Origin of the sequence: Streptomyces sp. NPDC048696 (assembly GCF_043198895.1) — a bacterium.
Lineage (GTDB): Bacteria > Actinomycetota > Actinomycetes > Streptomycetales > Streptomycetaceae > Streptomyces.
Genome location: NZ_JBICVJ010000002.1, coordinates 241,010 through 259,911, shown reverse-complemented (window position 1 = coordinate 259,911; position 18,902 = coordinate 241,010). Strand labels below are relative to the sequence as shown.

The 18,902-nt window shown below is 71.2% G+C and carries 15 protein-coding genes; 7 read left to right on the top strand and 8 right to left on the bottom strand.

Going from position 1 to position 18,902, the window contains the following annotated elements; translation table 11 throughout:
- The first annotated feature begins 236 nt into the window (after positions 1-236).
- The 6 genes from ACGFRG_RS04255 to ACGFRG_RS04230 all read left to right on the top strand — a co-directional run bounded on the left by ACGFRG_RS04255 (position 237) and on the right by ACGFRG_RS04230 (position 9,921).
- On the top strand, positions 237-1,523 hold the full coding sequence (locus ACGFRG_RS04255) for an extracellular solute-binding protein (RefSeq protein ID WP_393261167.1): 1,287 nt from the start codon (positions 237-239) through the stop codon (positions 1,521-1,523).
- Between the two features lie 7 nt (positions 1,524-1,530).
- Positions 1,531-2,502, top strand: coding sequence for a carbohydrate ABC transporter permease (locus ACGFRG_RS04250; protein WP_393261164.1), 972 nt, complete (start codon positions 1,531-1,533; stop codon positions 2,500-2,502).
- Positions 2,499-3,437 (top strand): carbohydrate ABC transporter permease, encoded by a 939-nt coding sequence (locus tag ACGFRG_RS04245; protein ID WP_393261162.1) that lies wholly within the window; start codon positions 2,499-2,501, stop codon positions 3,435-3,437. Before ACGFRG_RS04250 ends, ACGFRG_RS04245 begins: the two co-directional genes overlap by 4 nt.
- 67 nt (positions 3,438-3,504) lie before the next feature.
- The gene (locus ACGFRG_RS04240) at positions 3,505-4,743 is read left to right on the top strand and encodes a glycosyl hydrolase (RefSeq protein ID WP_393261160.1); all 1,239 of its coding nucleotides are present in this window, start codon (positions 3,505-3,507) and stop codon (positions 4,741-4,743) included.
- A complete protein-coding gene (locus tag ACGFRG_RS04235; protein WP_393261158.1) occupies positions 4,740-6,773 on the top strand; it encodes an endo-beta-N-acetylglucosaminidase in 2,034 nt (677 codons plus the stop codon). Before ACGFRG_RS04240 ends, ACGFRG_RS04235 begins: the two co-directional genes overlap by 4 nt.
- A 103-nt stretch (positions 6,774-6,876) precedes the next feature.
- Complete coding sequence (locus tag ACGFRG_RS04230; protein ID WP_393261155.1) at positions 6,877-9,921, top strand: alpha-mannosidase; 3,045 nt, start codon at positions 6,877-6,879, stop codon at positions 9,919-9,921.
- Here ACGFRG_RS04230 and ACGFRG_RS04225 read toward each other — a convergent pair.
- The 5 genes from ACGFRG_RS04225 to ACGFRG_RS04205 all read right to left on the bottom strand — a co-directional run bounded on the left by ACGFRG_RS04225 (position 9,884) and on the right by ACGFRG_RS04205 (position 13,725).
- Positions 9,884-10,321 (bottom strand): STAS domain-containing protein, encoded by a 438-nt coding sequence (locus ACGFRG_RS04225; protein WP_361423819.1) that lies wholly within the window; start codon positions 10,319-10,321, stop codon positions 9,884-9,886. The genes ACGFRG_RS04230 and ACGFRG_RS04225 overlap by 38 nt on opposite strands.
- 115 nt (positions 10,322-10,436) lie before the next feature.
- Positions 10,437-11,168 carry a GNAT family N-acetyltransferase gene (locus ACGFRG_RS04220; protein ID WP_393261153.1) on the bottom strand — a complete coding sequence of 244 codons (732 nt, stop codon included), beginning with the start codon at positions 11,166-11,168 and terminating at the stop codon, positions 10,437-10,439.
- Positions 11,165-12,091, bottom strand: coding sequence for an NADP-dependent oxidoreductase (locus ACGFRG_RS04215; protein WP_361423825.1), 927 nt, complete (start codon positions 12,089-12,091; stop codon positions 11,165-11,167). Before ACGFRG_RS04215 ends, ACGFRG_RS04220 begins: the two co-directional genes overlap by 4 nt.
- 146 nt (positions 12,092-12,237) lie before the next feature.
- On the bottom strand, positions 12,238-12,792 hold the full coding sequence (locus ACGFRG_RS04210; RefSeq protein WP_361423828.1) for a hypothetical protein: 555 nt from the start codon (positions 12,790-12,792) through the stop codon (positions 12,238-12,240).
- Positions 12,793-12,942: 150 nt separating this feature from the next.
- Positions 12,943-13,725, bottom strand: a complete 783-nt coding sequence (locus tag ACGFRG_RS04205) for a uracil-DNA glycosylase (protein ID WP_393261150.1) — start codon at positions 13,723-13,725, stop codon at positions 12,943-12,945.
- Positions 13,726-14,020: 295 nt separating this feature from the next.
- On the opposite strand from ACGFRG_RS04205, the gene ACGFRG_RS04200 reads away from it, so the two are divergent.
- Positions 14,021-14,515, top strand: coding sequence for a response regulator (locus ACGFRG_RS04200; RefSeq protein WP_361423834.1), 495 nt, complete (start codon positions 14,021-14,023; stop codon positions 14,513-14,515).
- Between the two features lie 47 nt (positions 14,516-14,562).
- Here the strand turns inward: ACGFRG_RS04200 and ACGFRG_RS04195 are convergent, their stop codons facing one another.
- From ACGFRG_RS04195 to ACGFRG_RS04185, 3 genes are all read right to left on the bottom strand, one after another.
- A complete protein-coding gene (locus tag ACGFRG_RS04195; RefSeq protein ID WP_361423837.1) occupies positions 14,563-15,966 on the bottom strand; it encodes a cysteine desulfurase in 1,404 nt (467 codons plus the stop codon).
- Positions 15,953-17,353, bottom strand: a complete 1,401-nt coding sequence (locus ACGFRG_RS04190) for a family 2B encapsulin nanocompartment shell protein (RefSeq protein ID WP_361423839.1) — start codon at positions 17,351-17,353, stop codon at positions 15,953-15,955. Before ACGFRG_RS04190 ends, ACGFRG_RS04195 begins: the two co-directional genes overlap by 14 nt.
- Positions 17,354-17,681: 328 nt before the next feature.
- A complete protein-coding gene (locus tag ACGFRG_RS04185; protein ID WP_393261146.1) occupies positions 17,682-18,863 on the bottom strand; it encodes an alpha/beta hydrolase in 1,182 nt (393 codons plus the stop codon).
- Positions 18,864-18,902: the final 39 nt, after the last annotated feature.

Sequence of the window (18,902 nt, the reverse complement as noted above, 5' to 3'; positions counted from 1 at the left end):
CATTAGTGGACCGCCGCAACTACCCGTACACACAACACTGACCTGCACGTACAGCATCCAACTCGGGCCACCTATTGACTTTTTGAAGAATCGCACCGCAAAGTCTGCCGATGTGAGCGGCCGGTTCCGTGCCTTTCCGGGGGCGCCCCCCGACCCCGGTGCCGGGCCGGTCGCTCATGCCCGCACCTCTGGTCCCAGCACTCGCACATCTGGTCCGAGCAAAGGAGCCGTACACCGTGCGCATCTCCCGCAGGGCACTCGCCGCTGCCGCCGTCCTCGCCACCGTCCTGCCGCTGAGCGCCTGTTCCAGCGACTCCGACTCCGGTTCGTCCGACGCGTCCGGCAAGGTCGAAGGGAAGATCACCTTCCAGACCTGGAACCTCCAGGCCAACTTCAAGGACTACTTCAACGGCGTGATCGCGGACTTCCGGAAGAAGTACCCCGGCACCGAGGTGAAGTGGGTCGACCGGCCCGCGGACGGCTACCCCGACAAGATCAGCGCCGACGCGGCCGGCGGCACGCTGCCCGATGTCGTCAACGTCTCGCCGGACCTGGTGGCCCCGCTCGCCAAAGCGGGCCTCGCGCTCGACCTGGACAAGGCCGCCGCCGACTACCGCAAGGAGTATCTGCCCGGCGCCTGGCAGAGCCACCAGGTGCCCGGCCTGCAGGGCACGTACGCCTTCCCCTGGTATCTGAACACCGGCCCGCTCTTCTACAACAAGCGGCTCTTCAAGGACGCCGGTCTGGACGCCGACAAGCCCCCGAGGACGTACGACGAGGTCTTCGCGGCGGGGATGAGGATGGCGCGGCAGAGCAACGGCAGGATCGCGACCTTCGCGAACGTGCCGACCATCGAGGACTTCGGCCGCTACGGGGTCGGGCTGATGAACAAGACGGGCGACGGCTTCGCGTTCAACGACGCCAAGGGGGTCGAACTCCTCACGCGCTACAAGCAGTTGTACGACGCCAAGGCGCTCGACCCGCAGGCGCTGACCGCGACCCCCGAGTCGGCCGGGCACAAGTTCCTCACCGAGTCGGTCGCCCTGAACCCGGGCAGCGCCCTCGACCTCGCGAACTTCAAGAAGCAGGCCCCGACGCTCTACAGGAACATCGGGATCACCGACCAGATCAGCAGCACCGGCAAGGCCAACATGTACGTCATGGGCGTCATGGTCAACGCCAAGAGCAAGCAGAAGCCCGCCGCCGTCGCCTTCGCCCACTTCGTCACCGACGCGACCCGGCAGATGGAGTTCGCCAAGAAGGTCGCCATCTTCCCCAGCACCGCGGGCTCGCTCGACGACGCGTACTTCACCAAGGAGGACGGCACCGACGAGACACGGGTGCGGATCGCCGCCGCCAAGTCGCTGAAGACGGCGGTCAATTACACGCCGGTGCTGTTCAGCGACCAGATGAAGACCGCGCTGCGCAACGAGGTGGCCAAGGCGCTGCAGGGCAAGGAGAGCCCCAAAGAAGCGCTTGACAACGCTGTCAAAGCCTGCGACCGGCTGCTGAAGCAGAGTTGAGCCGTTCATGAAGAGCCCCACCGCCTCCGCGGCGAACCCGTCCGGCCCGCTCGTGGCGGGCCCGGCGGACCGCGCGTCCCGCTCCGGCGCCCGCCGGCCCGGCCGCTCCGTCCGGCGCCATCTCCCCTCCAGCCCCTGGCTGTTCGCGGCGCCCGGCCTTTTGGTCGTCGGCGTGTTCAGCCTGTACCCGTTCGTCAGCACGGTGGCCAACGCGTTCACCGACCGCCGCACCCTGGTGCCCGGCCACTACGTCGGCCTCGCCAACTTCCGCGAGCTGTGGCACGACGACATGTTCTGGACCGGCCTGCGCAACAGCACCCTGTACGTCCTCGGCGTCGTCCCGGCCCTCGTCGTCCTGCCGCTGCTGCTCGCACTGCTCGTCCAGCGGCAGATCCCCGGAATCGCCTTCTTCCGGGCGGCGTTCTACACCCCGGTCGTGGCGTCCATCGTGGTGGTGGGCCTGATCTGGGTGTGGATGCTGGACGACCGGGGGCTGATCAACTCGCTCCTGGAGGCGGTGGGCGCCGGCAGGGTCGGCTTCCTCAGCGACCAGTGGCTGCTGCTGTGCAGCGCGATGGCCGTCACGGTCTGGAAGGGCCTCGGCTACTACATGATCATTTACTTGGCCGCGCTGGCGAACGTGCCGCGCGAGCTGCACGAGGCCGCCGCGGTCGACGGGGCCGGGGCCGTACGCCGGTTCTTCACCGTCACCGTCCCGGCCGTCCGTTCGACGATGGTGCTGGTCGCCGCGCTCTCCTCGGTCTCCGCCTTCAAGGTGTTCTCCGAGGTCTATCTGATCGCCGGGGCCACCGGCGGACCGGCGGGCGAGGACACCACGCTGGTGATGCTGGTCCAGCGCGTCGGCACCGGCCTCACCGGCCGGGTCGGCTACGCCTCGGCCATCTCCGTGGTCGTCTTCGCCGTCACCGTCGTCCTGATGCTGCTCGTCCTGCGCACGGACCGGAGGGAGGGGACATGAGCACCGAGACTCCTGCCGAAACCAAGAGTCCTTCCCAGGCCGGGACGCCCTCCGAGTCCGGGACCCGGGCCAGGGCGCCGCGCAAGGGGGTCACCGACGCCGAGGGGCGGCGGATCCCCGGCTGGCAGCTGGTGCTGCGGTACGCCCTGCTCCTCGTGGTCCTCGCGCTCACCGTGGGCCCGTTCCTGTGGCAGCTGTCCACCTCGCTCAAGGGCCCGCACGAGGACATCTTCAGCTCCCCGCCCAAGTTCCTGCCCGGGCGGCCCACTGTCGACAACTACGCGCGCGTGGCCGACACCATCCCGGTCTGGGACTACGCGCTGAACTCGCTGAAGGTCGCCTCGGCCAATGTGGTCACCAACTGCGTCGGCGCCTCGCTCGCCGGTTACGCCCTGGCCCGGATGCGCTTCCGGGGCCGCCGCGCGGCCACCCTCGCCTTCATTCTCGCGATGCTGGTCCCGGTCGAGGGCATCATCATCGCCCAGTTCACCACCATGCGGGACCTCGGCCTCAACAACACCCTGATCGCGGTGCTGCTGCCGGGCTCCATCGGCGCCATGAACGTCCTGCTGATGCGCAACGCCTTCCTCAACCTCCCGTACGAGGTGGAGGAGGCGGCGTACGTCGACGGCGCCAACGCCTGGCAGCGGTATCTGCTGATCGCGCTGCCCGCCGTCAAGGGCACCCTCGCCGTGGTCGCCATCTTCGCCTTCATGGGGGCCTGGGACGACTTCCTGTGGCCGCTCATCGTGCTCAGCGACCCGGACCGCTTCACCCTGACCATCGGCCTGAACTATCTGCACGGCACCTTCGCCAACGACGAACGGCTGGTCGCGGCGGGCACCGTCATCGCCGTGGCCCCGCTCATCGCGCTCTTCGCCTGCTTGCAGCGTTACTTCTTCCGCGGCGTCGGCGAGGGCGCCGTCAAGGGCTGAGCGCCCCCGCGCCAGCGTCCCACCGCACGCCCACGGAGCACGCCGCACGTCCACAGAACGGAACCGCATGCCTTCTGCCGTGCGCTTCGGCGCCAACTACACGCCCAGTCAGGGGTGGTTCCACCACTGGCTCGACTTCGACCTCGACGCCGTCCGGGCCGACCTCGACGCGATCGCGGCGCTCGGCCTCGACCACATCCGGGTCTTCCCCGTGTGGCCCTACTTCCAGCCCAACCGGGCGCTGATCCGGCCGCGCGCGGTCGAGCAGCTGGTCGCGCTCGCGGACGCGGCGGCCGAGCGCGGCCTCGACGTCAACGTCGACGGGATCCAGGGCCATCTGTCGAGCTTCGACTTCCTGCCCGCGTGGACGCGGACCTGGCACCGGCGCAACCTCTTCACCGACCCCGAGGTGGTCGAGGGGCAGGCCGCCTACCTGCGTACGCTCGCCGCCGCGCTCGCCGACCGGCCCAACTTCATCGGGATGACGCTGGGCAACGAGGTCAACCAGTTCGCGGCCCGGCCGCACCCCGACCCCGACCGCATCACGTCCGGGCAGGCCGAGGCGTGGCTGCGGCGGCTGCTCGGGGCGTGCGAGGAGGGCGCCCCCGGCCGGTCCCATGTGCACGCCGAGTACGACGCCTCCTGGTACCAGGACGACCAGCCCTTCACCCCCGCGCACGCCGCCCGGCTCGGCGCGATGACCGCCGTGCACTCCTGGGTGTTCAACGGCACTGCCCAGGCGCACGGGCGCACCGGCGTGGCGACCGAGCACCACGCCGCCTATCTCGTCGAGCTGTCGAAGGCGTGGGCCGACGACCCGCACCGCCCGGTGTGGCTCCAGGAGGTCGGGGCGCCCGCGCCGCTGATCCCGGCGGGGCACGCGGCCGCGTTCACCGAGGCGACCGTCGTGAACGCGCTGGACTGCGCGGATCTGTGGGGCGTGACGTGGTGGTGCTCGCACGACGTGGACCGGTCGCTGGCCGACTTTCCCGAACTGGAGTACAGCCTCGGGCTGTTGACCAGTGACGGGCTGGTCAAACCGGCCGGCGCGGTGGTGGCGCGGCTCGCCGAGGAGTGGCGGGGGCGCGTGTATGCGCCCGCGCCCCGTACCACCGCGCTGGTCGTCGACGTGGGGGACGACGTCGTGGCGCCGCGCCGGTCGGTGTGTGCGCCCGGGGGGCCGGTGTTCGAGGCGTTCGCCCGGCTCGTTGCCGACGGGGTGCGGCCTGCCGTCGTGCTCGCCAGTCGGGCGCAGGACAAGGAGTACCTGGCGTCGCGCGGGATCGAGGAGGTGGTGGTGTCATGAATGTGCGCCCCAGCCGTCGCGCCGTTGTCCTCACCGGTGTGGGGGCGGCCGCCGCCGTCGTCCTCCCACCCTTCGGCGCTCGCGCCGCCGAGAACGAGTCCGGCGACCTCCAGCCCTACGCCTCCTACTGGTACCCGGACTCCCTCCCCTCCGGTACGCCCGGCCCCGGGATCGCCTGGCGGAGTCTCAAAGAGTGGAAGGCCGAGGACGACAAGGACCTCGCCTTCAACACCGCCTCCGTGCCGCTCGCCGCGCGGTTCGCGCCGGTCCCGGTGAACCGGACCGCTCGGCGCGGGCAGGCCCGTATCCAGTCGTTGGTGTCCTTCGCGCACACGGCGGGCAACCCGTCGCAGGGCGCGGCCACCGCCGACTACTACGCGTTCACCCACTGGGCGTACCTCGATGAGCTGGTCTTCTGGGGCGGTTCGGCGGGGGAGGGGCTGATTCTTGCCCCGAACGCCCCGATCGTGGACGCCGCGCACCGCAACGGCGTGCCCGTCCTCGGTACCGTGTTCCTGCCACCGACCGCCTGGGGCGGTGATCTGCGCTGGACCCGAGACCTGGTGCGGCGCGACGCGCTCGGGCGGTTTCCGCTGGCCGCCAAGCTGGTCGAGGTCGCCGTCGCGTACGGCTTCGACGGGTGGTTCCTCAACGCCGAGACCGATGGCGGCGACGCGGCGCTCGGCGCCGACATGCTCGCGTTCGTACGGGACCTCAAGGCGCGGGCGAAGGCGGCCGGGCTGCGGATCACCTGGTACGACGCGATGACGACCGGCGGCGAGGTCGGCTGGCAGGGGCAACTGGACGACGAGAACAAGGAGTTCTTCGCGAACGCCGACTCGATGTTCGTGGACTTCCGCTGGTCGCGCGGGACGCTCGCGTCCTCGGGCGAGCTCGCGGGGCGGCTCGGCCGCAGCCGTTACGAGCTGTGGGCGGGCGTCGACGTCGAGTCCGGCGGCTGGAACACCTCGGTGGACTGGGACGCCATCGTCCCCGAGGACCGCCCGCACATCGTGTCGTACGGCCTCTACCGGCCCGAGTGGACCCGTGAGCAGCTGCCCGCGGGCCGTACCCCGGCGCAGTTCCACGCGGCCGACGACCGGTTCTGGACCGGGCGTTCCCTGGATCCGTCCCGGCCCGACACGGACGGCTGGCGCGCCCCCGCGACAGTGGTGGCCGACCGCGCCACGGTCGAGAGGCTGCCGTTCGCGACCTCCTTCAACACCGGGCACGGGCTGCGCTGGTACGAGGAGGGCGTGGTCGCCTCGCCCGCCGAGTGGAACCATCTGGGACTTCAGGACCGCCTTCCGGGGCGGCGCTGGGTCGTCCGTACGGGCGGCCGACGGCCCGCCGTGGCCTTCGACTTCGCCGACGCCTGGCGCGGGGGATCCAGCCTCCTGGTCGACGGGGACTTCGACGCCCCGGCCACGGTCGAGCTGTACGCGACCCGGCTGCCGCTGTCGAAGTCCACGGTCGTCGAGCTCACCCACCGCGCCGACGTGGGCACGGTCACCGTCGAGCTCGCGGTCGCCCTGCGCGAGCCCGCCCGGCCGGGCGAGCCCGTTCCGTACGTCTGTCGACCGGCGGGCACCCTGCGCGCGGGCCGGACCGGCTGGACCACCTCGATCGTTCGCCTCAACTCCTTGTCCGGGACCGTCCGTTCACTCGGTGTGCGGCTCGTCGCCAAGGGCGCCGTGAAGTGGCGGCTCGGCGCGCTCGCCGTCCGCGACGGCGCCGCCCCGCCGCCGCCGGCGCCCGCCCGGGCACGCGTCACCGACTCCGCGACCTCCGCCGCGGGCACCTCGCTGCGCCTCGCGTGGGACCGGGTGCCGACAGCCGTGCGCCACTACGAGCTGCACCGCGCCCTGCCCGACGGAAGTCGCCGCTTCGTGGGGGGAACGTGCGGCACCGCCTTCTTCGTTCCCGGTGTGACGCCGCTTGGAGCGGAGCGGTCGGCCCGGTTCGAGATACGGGCCGTCGGCGAGCTCTACACGGCCTCCGAAGCCGTCTGCGCAGTCCATCCCTGGTAGCACCCGACCCGCATCCGCACCCGCACCCGCAGTCCAGCACTCCATCGCATCCGCATCCGCATCTGCACCCCGATCGACCCTCGACCCAACGGAGCAGACCCTCATGCATGACGACCGCAATCTGGTCGAAGCCCGCCTCAAGCGTGTCCTCGACGAGCGCATCCGCCCCGCCGTGTACCCCGAATCCGTACCGCTCCAGGTGGCGGTCTGGCACGCGCCGGGCGAGCCCGTGCCGGTCGCCGAGGGGCTGGCCGGCGTCCCCGAACCGATCGCGGTCGGGGACGCGTGGGGCGCGCCCTGGGGGACCAGCTGGTTCCGGGTGACCGGGACCGTCCCGCAGGAGTGGGCCGGGAGGACCGTGGAGGCGATCCTCGACCTCGGCTTCGACGAGAACATGCCGGGCTTCCAGTGCGAGGGCCTGGTCTACCGGCCGGACGGCACCCCGGTGAAGGGCCTCAACCCGCGCAACCAGTGGGTGCGCGTCGGCGCGCCCGTGGCGGGCGGCGAGGAGGTGCGGCTGCACATCGAGGCCGCGTCCAACCCCGTCATCCTCGACTACCACCCCTTCGTGCCGACCGCGCTCGGCGACAGGGAGACCGCGGGCAGCGAGCCGCAGTACCGGCTGGCCAGGATGGACCTCGCCGTCTTCGACGAGAGCGTCTGGCAGCTCGTCCTCGACCTGGAGGTCCTGGGCGAGCTGATGCACGAGCTGCCCGTCGAGGGCGCCCGGCGCTGGGACATCCTGCGGGCCGTCGGCCGCGCGCTGGACGCGGTGGACCTCCAGGACGTCAACGCGAGCGCGGACGCGGCCAGGGCCGAGCTCGCCGACGTACTCGCGGTGCCCGCGGGTCTCACAGCCCACCGCATCAGCGCGGTGGGCCACGCCCACATCGACTCTGCGTGGCTGTGGCCGCTGCGCGAGACCGTGCGCAAGGTGGCCCGTACGACGTCCAACATGACCGCGCTCCTGGAGGACGAGCCCGACTTTGTCTTCACCATGTCGCAGGCGCAGCAGTTCGCCTGGATCAAGGAGCACCGGCCCGAGGTCTACGCGCGCGTGAAGAAGGCCGTGTCGCAGGGGCGGTTCGTGCCCGCCGGCGGGATGTGGGTGGAGTCGGACACCAATATGCCGGGCTCGGAGGCGATGGCCCGGCAGTTTGTGCACGGCAAGCGGTTCTTCCTGGAGGAGTTCGGCATCGAGAACGACGAGGCGTGGCTGCCGGACACCTTCGGGTTCGCGGCCGGGCTGCCGCAGATCATCAGGGCGGCGGGCGCCAAGTGGCTGCTGACGCAGAAGATCTCCTGGTCGCAGACGAACAAGTTCCCGCACCACACCTTCCAGTGGGAGGGCATCGACGGCACCCGGATCTTCACCCACTTCCCGCCCGTCGACACCTACAACTGCTCGATGAAGGGCAGCGAGATCGCCCACGCGGCGCGGAACTTCAAGGACAAGGGCGCCGCCCGGCACTCGCTGGCGCCGACCGGCTGGGGCGACGGAGGCGGTGGCACCACCCGGGAGATGGTCGCGAAGGCGGCCCGGCTGCGGAACCTGGACGGCTCGGCGACCGTTGCCTGGGAGAGCCCCGCGGAGTTCTTCGCCAAGGCGCAGGCGGAGTATCCGAACGCGCCGGTGTGGGTCGGCGAGCTCTATCTGGAGCTGCACCGGGCGACGCTGACCAGCCAGGCGAAGACCAAGCAGGGCAACCGGCGCAGCGAACACCTGTTGCGCGAGGCCGAGCTGTGGGCCGCGACGGCGGCCGTGCGGGCCGGATTCCCGTATCCGTACGAGCAGTTGGACCGCATCTGGAAGACCGTGCTCCTCCATCAGTTCCACGACATCCTGCCCGGCTCCTCCATCGCCTGGGTGCACCGCGAGGCGGAGCGGACGTACGCGGCGGTCGCCGAGGAACTGAACACGATCATCGACGGATCGCAGCGGGTGCTCGCCGGAGAGGCCGTCTCCGGCCGCACCCTCGTCTTCAACTCCGCGCCGCACGCGCGCGCCTCGGTGGCGGCGGGCGCGGCGGCCGAGGCGGTACGCACGGGAGCGAGCCGGGCGGCCGCGCGCGAGGGCGGCGGCTTCGTCCTGGACAACGGACTGCTGCGGGTGGAGATCGACGGCCGTGGCCTGGTGGTCTCCGTGTACGACAGCGCCGCCGGGCGCGAGACGGTCGCTCCTGGTCAGGCCGCGAATCTGCTCCAGATCCACCCCGACTTCCCGAACATGTGGGACGCGTGGGACGTGGACGCGTTCTACCGCAACACGGTGACCGATCTGACGGACGTCGATCAGCTCGTCGCGGTGGAGGACGACGGCGTGGCGGCCGTCCGGGTCGTCCGGAGCTTCGGCGACTCCAAGGTCACCCAGCTGCTGAGCCTGCCCCCGGACGCCAAGCGGCTCGACATCGACACCGAGGTCGACTGGCACGAGACGGAGAAGTTCCTCAAGGCGGCGTTCCCGCTGGACATCCACGCCGAGCGCTACGCCTCGGAGACCCAGTTCGGCCACTTCCACCGGCCGACCCACACCAACACCAGTTGGGAGGCGGCCAAGTTCGAGGCGTGCAACCACCGCTTCGTGCATCTGGAGGAGCCCGGCTGGGGCGTGGCGCTGGTCAACGACTCGACGTACGGGCACGACGTGACCCGCACGGTCCGCGACACGGGGGACCGGGGCACGACCACCACGGTCCGCGTCTCGCTGCTGCGGGCCCCGCGCTTCCCCGACCCGGAGACCGACCAGGGCGTCCACCGCTTCCGGCACGCGCTCGTGCCGGGCGCCACCGTCGGCGACGCGGTGCGCGAGGGCTACCGCGTCAATCTGCCGGAGCGCCGGGTCGCGGGCGGCGGCGAGGTGGCGCCGCTGGTGTCCGTCGACAACGACGCGGTGGTGGTCAGCGCGGTGAAGCTCGCGGACGACGCGAGCGGCGATCTGGTCGTCCGGCTCTACGAGTCGCACGGCGGCCGGGCCCGCGCCCGGCTCACCGCGGGCTTCGCCGCGGACGCGGTGGCCGCGACCGACCTGCTGGAGCGGCCGCTGACCGAGGGCGCGCGGCCAGAACTGGCCGATGGATCGGTCGAGTTGAGTCTGCGGCCGTTCGAGCTCGTCACTCTGCGGTGGACACGGTCCGCTCCGCGCGGCTGAACGACTCCAGGGCCTGCTCCAGCGTGGGAGCGGGCCCCAGGGCGCTCAGCAGGGAGGTGATCCGCAGGATCCGCAGGGTGAGCGGATGGTCGCAGGCCAGCGCCCATGAACCGCCCCGCTCGGCCGCCCGGCGACGGCTGCGCACCAGCAGCGCCAGGCCCGAGCAGTCCAGGAAGTCGATGCGGCACAGATCGAGCGCGAGCGCGGGCTCGTCGCGCGCGGTGAGAACGTCGAGGCGCGGCTGGAGCGACTGCACCGCGTGGATGTCGATCTCGCCGCGCAGCTCGGCGACGGTGACCCCGCTCACGGTGCGCACCCGCATCAGCGGCTGCCCGATGCGTCGTCCGGGCGTGGACAGGATCTTCCGCACACCAGGGTCGATGTGTTCGTCGGAGCGCACGTTATTCCCCCCTCATACGTGGCAATGTGGCGACCGGGGGCTGGGGAGGCCAAGGAGCACGCTAAGGGTTCCGCGGAGCCCGGAAGTTGCAGAAACAATTCACACGACCGTTTCATCACTCGATCGAGTGAACTACTCCGGTCGTGGTTGCCAGTACGTTCTCCGGAACCCGGGCCGACATGAACCGGGTGGTGCGGCGCAGCCGGAACCCCAGCGACTCGTACAGCCGGATCGCGGTGGTGTTGCGCGCGCCGGTGTGCAGGAAGGGCCGCTCGCCCCGGGCCCGGATGTTCGCGATGACCGCGAGCACGAGCCTGGTGCCCAGGCCCTGGCCCCGGTAGGCGTCATCGGTGCAGACCGCGCTGATCTCCGTCCAGCCCGGCGGATGCAGCCGCTCCCCGGCCATCGCGACCAGGACGCCGTTCCTGCGTACGCCGAGATAGGTGCCGAGCTCGATGGTGCGCGGCAGGAACGGGCCCGGCTGCGTGCGCCGCACCAGGTCCAGCATCTGAGGTACATCGGCCGCGCCGAGCACGACCGCCTCCTCGAAGGGCGCGCCGGGCACCCCGTCGTCGACGAGCTGGACCCCGTCCGCATCGAACGTCAACTCCCAGCCGGGCGGCGGCCGATGGTCCATCCCGAGCAGCGGAACCTCCCCGCCGGGCCCGGCCAGCGCGGCCAGATCGGCCCAGTCCTCGGGCCCCGGCTCGTCCGAGAGCGCCAGCCACGGCGTCACCTCGGGCGGATAGCGCAGCACCCGTCCGAAGCGCTCGGCGAAGTGCGAGTGCGGCCCGGTCAGCGAGGAGCGCGCGGGGTTGTCGAGGGGGTGCGGGGCGAACTCGGTCACGGGCTCACCTCGATCACGACCTTGCCCCGGGCGTGGCCGTCCTCGACCGTGCGCAGCGCGTCGGCCGCGCGCTGGAGCGGGAAGACGGCCGTGACGTGGGGCCGCAGCGCCCCGCCGGTCACGAGCTTCGCCACCTCGTCCAGGACCTCGGCGGTGTGGGCGCGCCGGATGTGCGAGCCGCCGAGCCCGATCGCCGTCGTCGGGTCGGCGGCCGTGATCAGCTTCGTACGGTCCTCGACGAGCCCGGCCACCTCCGTCAGCGCCTCGCCGCCGACCAGGTCGAAGACCGCGTCGACGGTGCCGCCGGGGGCCGCGGCCCGGATCCGGTCGGCGAGCCCGGCACCGGCCGACGGGACGTGGACCGCGCCAAGCGCCTCGACGAAGTCCTTCTTGCCCTCGCTCGCCGTGCCCACGACCCGCAGTCCGAAGGCACGGGCGATCTGGGCCGCGGCCACGCCGACACCGCCGCCGATGCCGGTGATCAGCAGCGTCGCCCCGGCCGGCAGGGCCAGCTGGCGCACCCCGTCGTACGCGGTCGCGGCGGCCACCGGCAGCGTCGCCGCGTCGGCGAAGGACAGCTCCTGCGGCTTGTGCGCGGCTATGGACACCGGCAGCAGCGCGTACTCGGCGTAACCGCCGCCGACCGGGCTGCCGAACACCGCGTCCCCGACCTCGAAGCCGGTGACATCCGGCCCCAGCGCCACGACCACCCCGGCGATCTCATTGCCGAACACGGCGGGCAGTGGCCTTTCCGGCGCTCCTGGCCTGCGGAAACCATTGCGCATCTTCCAGTCCACCGGGTTCACCCCGGCCGCGCGGACCGCGACAAGGAGCTGGCCGGGGCCGGGCTCGGGCCGGTTCCGCTCGATGAAGGTCTCCGTCTCGGGCCCACCGATTCGGGTGTACGCGTACGCCTTGGGCATCTGCCGTCTCCTCGCTCTCAGCAGCTCCAAGGTCGAATGGCGGAGCGCTATTCCCGACCGGGCGAGCTGTTCATATGACCGCAACGCACGCGCGGCACGCGGAGAGGGCCCGGAGTCGCCTCCGGGCCCTGTCCGTGTCCCGTGACTCAGCAGTCCGGGACGTCCCCGTTCGCCTGGAAGAAGGCCGCGGTGGCCCAGCCCTGGGCGCCGCTCAGCCAGTACCACGTCGAGGTGCCGTTGACGTTGGACCCGTGCGTCTTGCACACGATCTTGTCGGTGCTGCCCGGGCTGAGGGCGACGACGACGTCGGAGTTGAGGTTCGGGTTCTCGCGGATGTTCAGCTCGATACGGGAGGTCACCGTGCCGAACACGCGCCCGCCGTCGTGACGGCCATCGTCGTGACGTCTGTCGTCGTGACGGCCGTCGTCACGACGCCCGTCATCATGACGTCCGTCGTCGTGGCGGCCATCGCGACCGTGGTCGTGGCCGCCGTCGTGGTTGCCCCACCACGGGTCGTCGTTCTGGGTGCTCCACACCCAGCCGCTGGCGCTCCATGCCCACCCGGTGTCGTGACCGCGGTCGTGACCGTCGCCCCCGTCGTGCGCCGGGGCGGCCGCCGCAGTGCCGGCGAGACCGCCTATGGCCAGGCCGCACGACAGCAGGGTCGTGGCGGCCGCTCGACGTATCCGTCCGGTACCCATACCGGCTCCTTTCGTCGCTCCCGCCCCTTTTGCCCATCCCTTCCATGACACACCCGTGTCGGGCCTGATGCGATCCGGGGGGAAATCCGCCCCGGAAACGGTCACTTAGCGTCAGTTTTCCGGGCGATGTTCAAGTAAAAAGGTTTGGCGTCACAGCCCCGACAGCCGCGCGGCCTCCCGGAACACCTCGACGAGCATCGGGAAAGTCAGCCGCCCCGTATGGGTGTTGTGCTGGCTCGGGTGGTAACAGCCCAGCACGTTCAGGGCGTTGCGGCCCCCGTCGGTGCCGGGCAGCGTCACCCGCACCGCGTGCCCGAACTTCGGCCGGGGGCGCGGTACCTCCCAGCCCGCCGCGCCCAGTACCGGGAACAGCGCCTGCCAGCCGAACGCGCCGAGCACCACGACCGTACGCAACGTCGGTCTCATCAGCTCCAGTTCGGCCGCGAGCCACGGCCGGCAGGTGTCGCGCTCCTCGGGGGTGGGCTTGTTGTCCGGCGGCGCGCAGTGCACGGGTGCGGCGAGCCGTACGCCGCGCAGGGTGAGCCCGTCGTCGGCGTCGACCGACTCGGCCCGCGAGGCGAGGCCCACGGCGTGCAGCGCGGCGAAGAGGCTGTCGCCGGACGCGTCCCCGGTGAACATCCGGCCGGTCCGGTTGCCGCCGTGCGCGGCCGGGGCCAGGCCCACGACGGCCACGGCCGCGTCCGGCGGGCCGAAGCCGGGCACCGGCCGCCCCCAGTACTCCCAGTCCCGGAAGGCCGCCCGCTTCGTGGCGGCGACCTCCTCGCGCCAGGCCACCAGCCGCGGACAGGCCCGGCAGCGGATCACCTGGGCGTCGAGCTCGTCGAGGTCGCGACAGCGCGGCGCCCGGTGCGCGGGAAACGCGGGATCGTCCACGCGCGCCGAGGCGCCCGCGGCGTTGGGAGCCTTGTCCATTCCCCCACGCTAAGCGGGCCCGCTCGCCCGCGCCGGTCCCCGGGAACGCGGAAGAGCCAAAAGGGGAGTGACAACCGGCCTAATTCATGCGCACCGACCGGGCCCCCGGGATGGCGGAGGATCGCGCCCGGGGCTTCCGTTTGCGCTGGCGGACGCCCGTAGACGGCCGCCGCCGGGCCGGGGGACGGATCGGGCCGGGCCGCAGATGCCGTTGGCAGGTACCGCTGACGTTCTGCCGCTCGGCCTCCGGTCGCACTACTGTGAAAGTCCGGCTGCAGGGGAGTGTGGTTGGGGCGTGAACAGTACGTGGAAGATCCTTGTGGTGGACGACCGCGAGGACAACCTCTTCGCCATGGAGAGTGTGTTACGTCCTGTCGGCCGGCCGGTGATCTGCGCGCGCAACGGCGACGAGGCACTGAAGACCGTGCTGCGCGGCGGTATCGCCGTGATCCTGCTCGATGTGCTGATGCCGCAGATGAACGGCCTCGAAGTGGTCGAATACCTCAAGCGGCTCGACCACACCCGTTCGCTGCCGGTCATCCTGGTGACCGGGATCGGCCGCGACGACGACCTCGCGGCCCGCGCGTACCACCTGGGGGTCGCGGACTTCCTGGTGAAGCCGGTCGACCCGTGGGCGCTGCGGTCCAAGGTCCGCGTCCTCGCCGACCTCTATGTGGAGAACCAGACCCTGCGCCGCCGCCTCGACGCCCTGAGCGTGCCCCGGACCGAGCTCCCCACGGTCCCGCCGCAGCATCCCCATCGCGGACCCCAGCGGGCCGACATCGGCTGACGGGTGGCGGACGCGGTCTCGTCCACCACCCGTCAGCCGTCGAGCGGTCAGCCGGCCTGTTGCAACTGCCGCAGCGACGCCACCAGTTGGTCCACCTCCTGCGAGGTGTTGTAGAGCGCCAGCGACGCGCGCGCGGCCGATTCCAGGCCGTAGTGCGCGAGCGCGGGCTGGGCGCAGTGGTGGCCCGCGCGGATGGCGATCCCGTCGCGGTCCAGCCAGTCGGCGACGGTGGCCGGGTCCTGGCCCGCGAGCGTGAACGTCAGCACCGCGATCCGCTCGGGCGCGGCGCCCACCAGCTCAAGACCGGGCACGGTGGCCAGCGCCTGCTGGGCGTAGGCCATCAGCCCTTCCTCGTACGCGGCGACGGCGTCGCGGTCGAAGCCGGTCAGCCAGTTCAGCGCGGCCAGCAGCCCCACCACACCGCCGATGTTGCCGGTCCCGGCCTCCATGCGGTGCGGCACCGGTGCGAAGGTCGTCCGTCCGAAGTCCACCGAGTCGATCATGTTGCCGCCGCCCTGCCAGGGCCGCATGCTCTCCAGGATCTCCGGCTTGGCGTACAGGGCGCCGATGCCGGTCGGGGCGAACAGCTTGTGCCCGGAGAACGCGTAGAAGTCCGCGTCCAGATCCTGGACGTCCACCGGGAAGTGGGCGACCGCCTGCGCCCCGTCCACCAGCACCTTCGCCCCGTACCGATGGGCCAGCGCGGTCATCTCCTTGACCGGCGGGACGGTCCCGAGGACGTTGGAGGCATGGCTGAGGGCGACCAGCTGGGTCCGTGAGGAGAGCAGATCGGCGTACGCGAACTGGTCGATCTCTCCCTCCGGCGTCAGCGGAACCGGGACCACCCGGGCCCGGGTCTCCTTGGCGATCAGCTGCCAGGGCACGATGTTCGAGTGGTGTTCGAGTACCGGTACGAGGATGTCGTCGCCGGGCCCGAGATTGTCGCGGCCCCAGGTCTGGGCGACCAGGTTGACGGCCTCGGTGGTGCCCCGGACGAACACGATGCTCTCCGGCGCCGGGGCACCCAGGAAGGAGGCGACCGCCGCGCGCCCCGCCTCGTACATCTCGGTGGCCTCGCGCGCCATGGTGTGCGCGCCCCGGTGGATGTTGGAGTTGGCGGCGCCGTAGTACGCGCCGAGCGCCTCGATCACCTGGCGGGGCTTCTGCGTGGTCGCCCCGTTGTCCAGCCACACCAGCGGATGGCCGTTGACGGTGCGGTGCAGGATCGGCACGTCCGCGCGGGCCGCCTCGGGCGAGAAGACACCCGGCACGGCGGGCCGCTGCGCCAGGTCCGGGCGGGCCCCGGAACCCGCCATGTCGAGCCCCGTGGCCTCCGGGCGGGCCGCGCCGGGACCGGTCATGTCGAGGCCGGTGGCCTGCGGCCGCGCCGTGTCGAGGCCGGGCATCCCGAAGCCCGCGGCCTCGGGGCGCACCACGTCAGGAGTAGTCATGGTAGTTGCCGACCTCGACGTTCTGCAGCACGGCGATGGCGTCCTCCACCAGTACGGCGGTGTTGAAGTAGGCGGTCATCAGATACGAGGTGATGCCCTTCTGGTCGACCCCCATGTTCCGTACGGACAGGCCCGGTTCGGCCTCGTCCGGCACGCTGGAGGGACGCAGGCCGACCACGCCCTGCTCGGCCTCGCCCATCCGCATCAGCAGGATCTCGGTGGTGCCGTGGCCGTTGCCGCCGTTGCTGAACCTGACCTTGTCGGACGGCAGCAGCGGCACCCCGCGCCAGGTGATCAGCGGGCTGCCGAACCGCGTGTCCGTGACCGGGGGCACCCCCCGCCGGGTACATTCGCGGCCGAACGCGGCGATCGCCCGGGGGTGGGCGAGGAAGTACGCGGGCTGCTTCCACACCCGGGCCAGCAGCTCGTCCAGGTCGTCCGGAGTGGGCGAGCCGGTGCGGGACTGCACACGCTGACCCGCGGAGACGTTGTTGAACAGGCCGAACTCGGGGTGGTTCAGAAGCACGTTCTCCTGGCGCTCGCGCAGCGCCTGGATGGTGAGGTTGTGCTGGGCGCGGGTCTGGTCGATGGGCCCGTTGTAGAGGTCGGCGACGCGGCTGTGGACCTTCAGCACGGTCTGCGCCAGCGTCATGTGGTACTCGCGCGGCGCGTCCTCGTAGTCGACGAACGTGCCGGGCAGATCCGGCTCGCCGACGTGGGCGGAGGAGAGGTCCACCGGCACCTCGGAGCCCGGCGTCATGTGGTTCCCGGCGGCGTACTCCTCCATCGCGGCCCGGACTCCCGCGTCCCGGTCGGTGAGGGCGGCGAGCGCGCCGCGTTCGGCGACCAGCGCCACGCCCGGGGTGAGCGCCTGCACCCGGTACGGCATGGGCTCGGACCTGGTCCAGGCGCCCAGGTCGAAGAACTGCCCGTCGCCGACCACCTCAAGGAGCTCGTCCTGGCCGTAGCGGCCGGTCAGGCGCTTCTCCGCGCGGCCACGCACGATCACCCACAGCCGGTCGGCCGGGTCGCCGCTCTGCGCGAGCACCTGCCCCGACTCGAAGGTGACCTCGGTGAACGCGCCCGCGAGTTCGGTCAGGAGCGCGTCGTCGGCGTCGGCCAGGAAGGGCAGCTCGCGTAAGTCGCCGGGGACGACCCGGTTGGTGCCGTCGTTGTCGGCGTAGGTCTCGATGCGGTCGTCGCCCAGCACGAAGGTCCGGCGGCGGTTGACCCGGTAGATACCGGACTCCACATCGACCCAGGGGAGCGCCCGCAGCAGATAGCGCGGGGTGATGCCGCGCATCTGCGGTGTGGTCTTGGTGGCGGTGGCGAGCTGCCGTGCCGCGTCCGTGCCGAGACTCTGCCTGTTGTTGACGGGAACGCTCACAGGAACCTCCTCGAAGACGTGTGGGCGACCGCGCAGGGCTGCCGCCGCACAGGAACGAGGACCGATCGTCTGCTCGCTCGACGGGAGTCCACAAGACGCCAATTGCGGGGGTGCGGATCCGACCGGCCTGAAACCGACTATTCACGCACCACGCGACTGAAATGGAAGTGGTCATTCTGTCGTCGGCTCGCCTGGTGGCACTGGCCGGTGGCATGGTCGAAGTCTCATTCCCCGGTGTTTTGAAGAGAATTCAATTGCCCGCGAAAAGGCGCGATATGACCCAATGGTGAGGCTATGAGTTCCTGAAAGTCCGGCTTATGACGGCCGGTTATAGAGCAGGTGTTCCCCAGCCATTGGGGCACTGTGCCATAGGCGTTCCGTAGACGAGCGAGACGAAGTCCTTGAGGTCTTCCGTCCAGTACTGATAGCGGTGTTCACCGTGTCCGGTGCAGAAACGGTGCAGGGTGGCGCGGCTGTCGAGGTTCTCGTGCAGCGTGTGATTCCAGCCGTAGATATCGCTCTCGCCGGTTCCGTCGGCACCGCCCGCGTATATGGCGAGCTTTCCGGCGTATGTGTCGTACGCGTCGCGCAGCGCGAGACTCACGGGGGTGACGGCGGGCCAGCCGCTCTGCGGGCCGAACACCGTCTCCATGCGGTGGAATGTGTCGCCGCCGACCCGGTACCAGGGGTTGAGCAGCCCGGTCCAGCCGATCGATGCGCCCACCTGCCACATCGAATCGGCGATGATTTTCTGGGCGTTGGCCTGGTAGATATCGGTGCCCGCCGAGAACGCGCCGACCGCCGAGAACAGCTCCGGATGGCGCCCGCCGTAGCGCAGCGCCCCGTAACCGCCCATGGAGACACCGGCGATCGCACGGCCGGAGCGGTCCCTCGCCGTGGCGAAGTTGTCGTCGATCCACGGCAGCAGCTGCTCGATGTGGAACGTCTCCCACTGCGGGGCGAAGTGGCCGTCGGTCGCTCCGGCCCAGTCGCTGTACCAGCCCGCCCGGCCGCCCTCCGGCATCACCACGATCCCGTCGAACGCCGAACCGGCCAGCGTGGCGGCCACGTTGCCGGCGTCCGACTGCGACCACTGCTGGTAGTCGGCGCCGCCGCCGTGCAGCAGATACAGCACGGGGTACGGCCTGGCCGGATCGCCGCGGTATCCGGCGGGGAGGTAGATCCTGACCTTGACCGGGACTCGCACCGGATCGATCCACGGGGTGCCGCCGCGCGGGGTGAAGACGGCGGCGGTGGTGAAGGTGGCGTCGGCCATCCGGTCCCCGTACCCGGCGACGGGCGCCCAGCTCTTGAGCGTCAGCCCATGGGAGTCGGGCCGCGGGAGGGTCGGCAGGGCTGTCGCGGAACGTAGGGATCCGGCCGTAGCGGAAGGCACGGATCCGCTCGCTGGCGCGGCCGCGGACGCACCCGTGGCGGGCAGGCCGAGGGCGAGCGCGGCCGTGACCGCGAGTGCTCCAACTGCTCTGATCCGTAAGGAAGTTCGTCTCATGGTGGCTCCCTGGCGGTGAGTGCGGCGACGGTGGCGCGT

Coding starts and splice junctions, on each gene's coding strand:
- ACGFRG_RS04240 (WP_393261160.1), top strand. CDS start 3,505: ATGCCTTCTGCCGTGCGCTTCGGCGCCAACTACACGCCCAGTCAGGGG.
- ACGFRG_RS04185 (WP_393261146.1), bottom strand. CDS start 18,863: ATGAGACGAACTTCCTTACGGATCAGAGCAGTTGGAGCACTCGCGGTC.
- ACGFRG_RS04250 (WP_393261164.1), top strand. CDS start 1,531: ATGAAGAGCCCCACCGCCTCCGCGGCGAACCCGTCCGGCCCGCTCGTG.
- ACGFRG_RS04210 (WP_361423828.1), bottom strand. CDS start 12,792: ATGGGTACCGGACGGATACGTCGAGCGGCCGCCACGACCCTGCTGTCG.
- ACGFRG_RS04205 (WP_393261150.1), bottom strand. CDS start 13,725: ATGGACAAGGCTCCCAACGCCGCGGGCGCCTCGGCGCGCGTGGACGAT.
- ACGFRG_RS04215 (WP_361423825.1), bottom strand. CDS start 12,091: ATGCCCAAGGCGTACGCGTACACCCGAATCGGTGGGCCCGAGACGGAG.
- ACGFRG_RS04230 (WP_393261155.1), top strand. CDS start 6,877: ATGCATGACGACCGCAATCTGGTCGAAGCCCGCCTCAAGCGTGTCCTC.
- ACGFRG_RS04195 (WP_361423837.1), bottom strand. CDS start 15,966: ATGACTACTCCTGACGTGGTGCGCCCCGAGGCCGCGGGCTTCGGGATG.
- ACGFRG_RS04235 (WP_393261158.1), top strand. CDS start 4,740: ATGAATGTGCGCCCCAGCCGTCGCGCCGTTGTCCTCACCGGTGTGGGG.
- ACGFRG_RS04245 (WP_393261162.1), top strand. CDS start 2,499: ATGAGCACCGAGACTCCTGCCGAAACCAAGAGTCCTTCCCAGGCCGGG.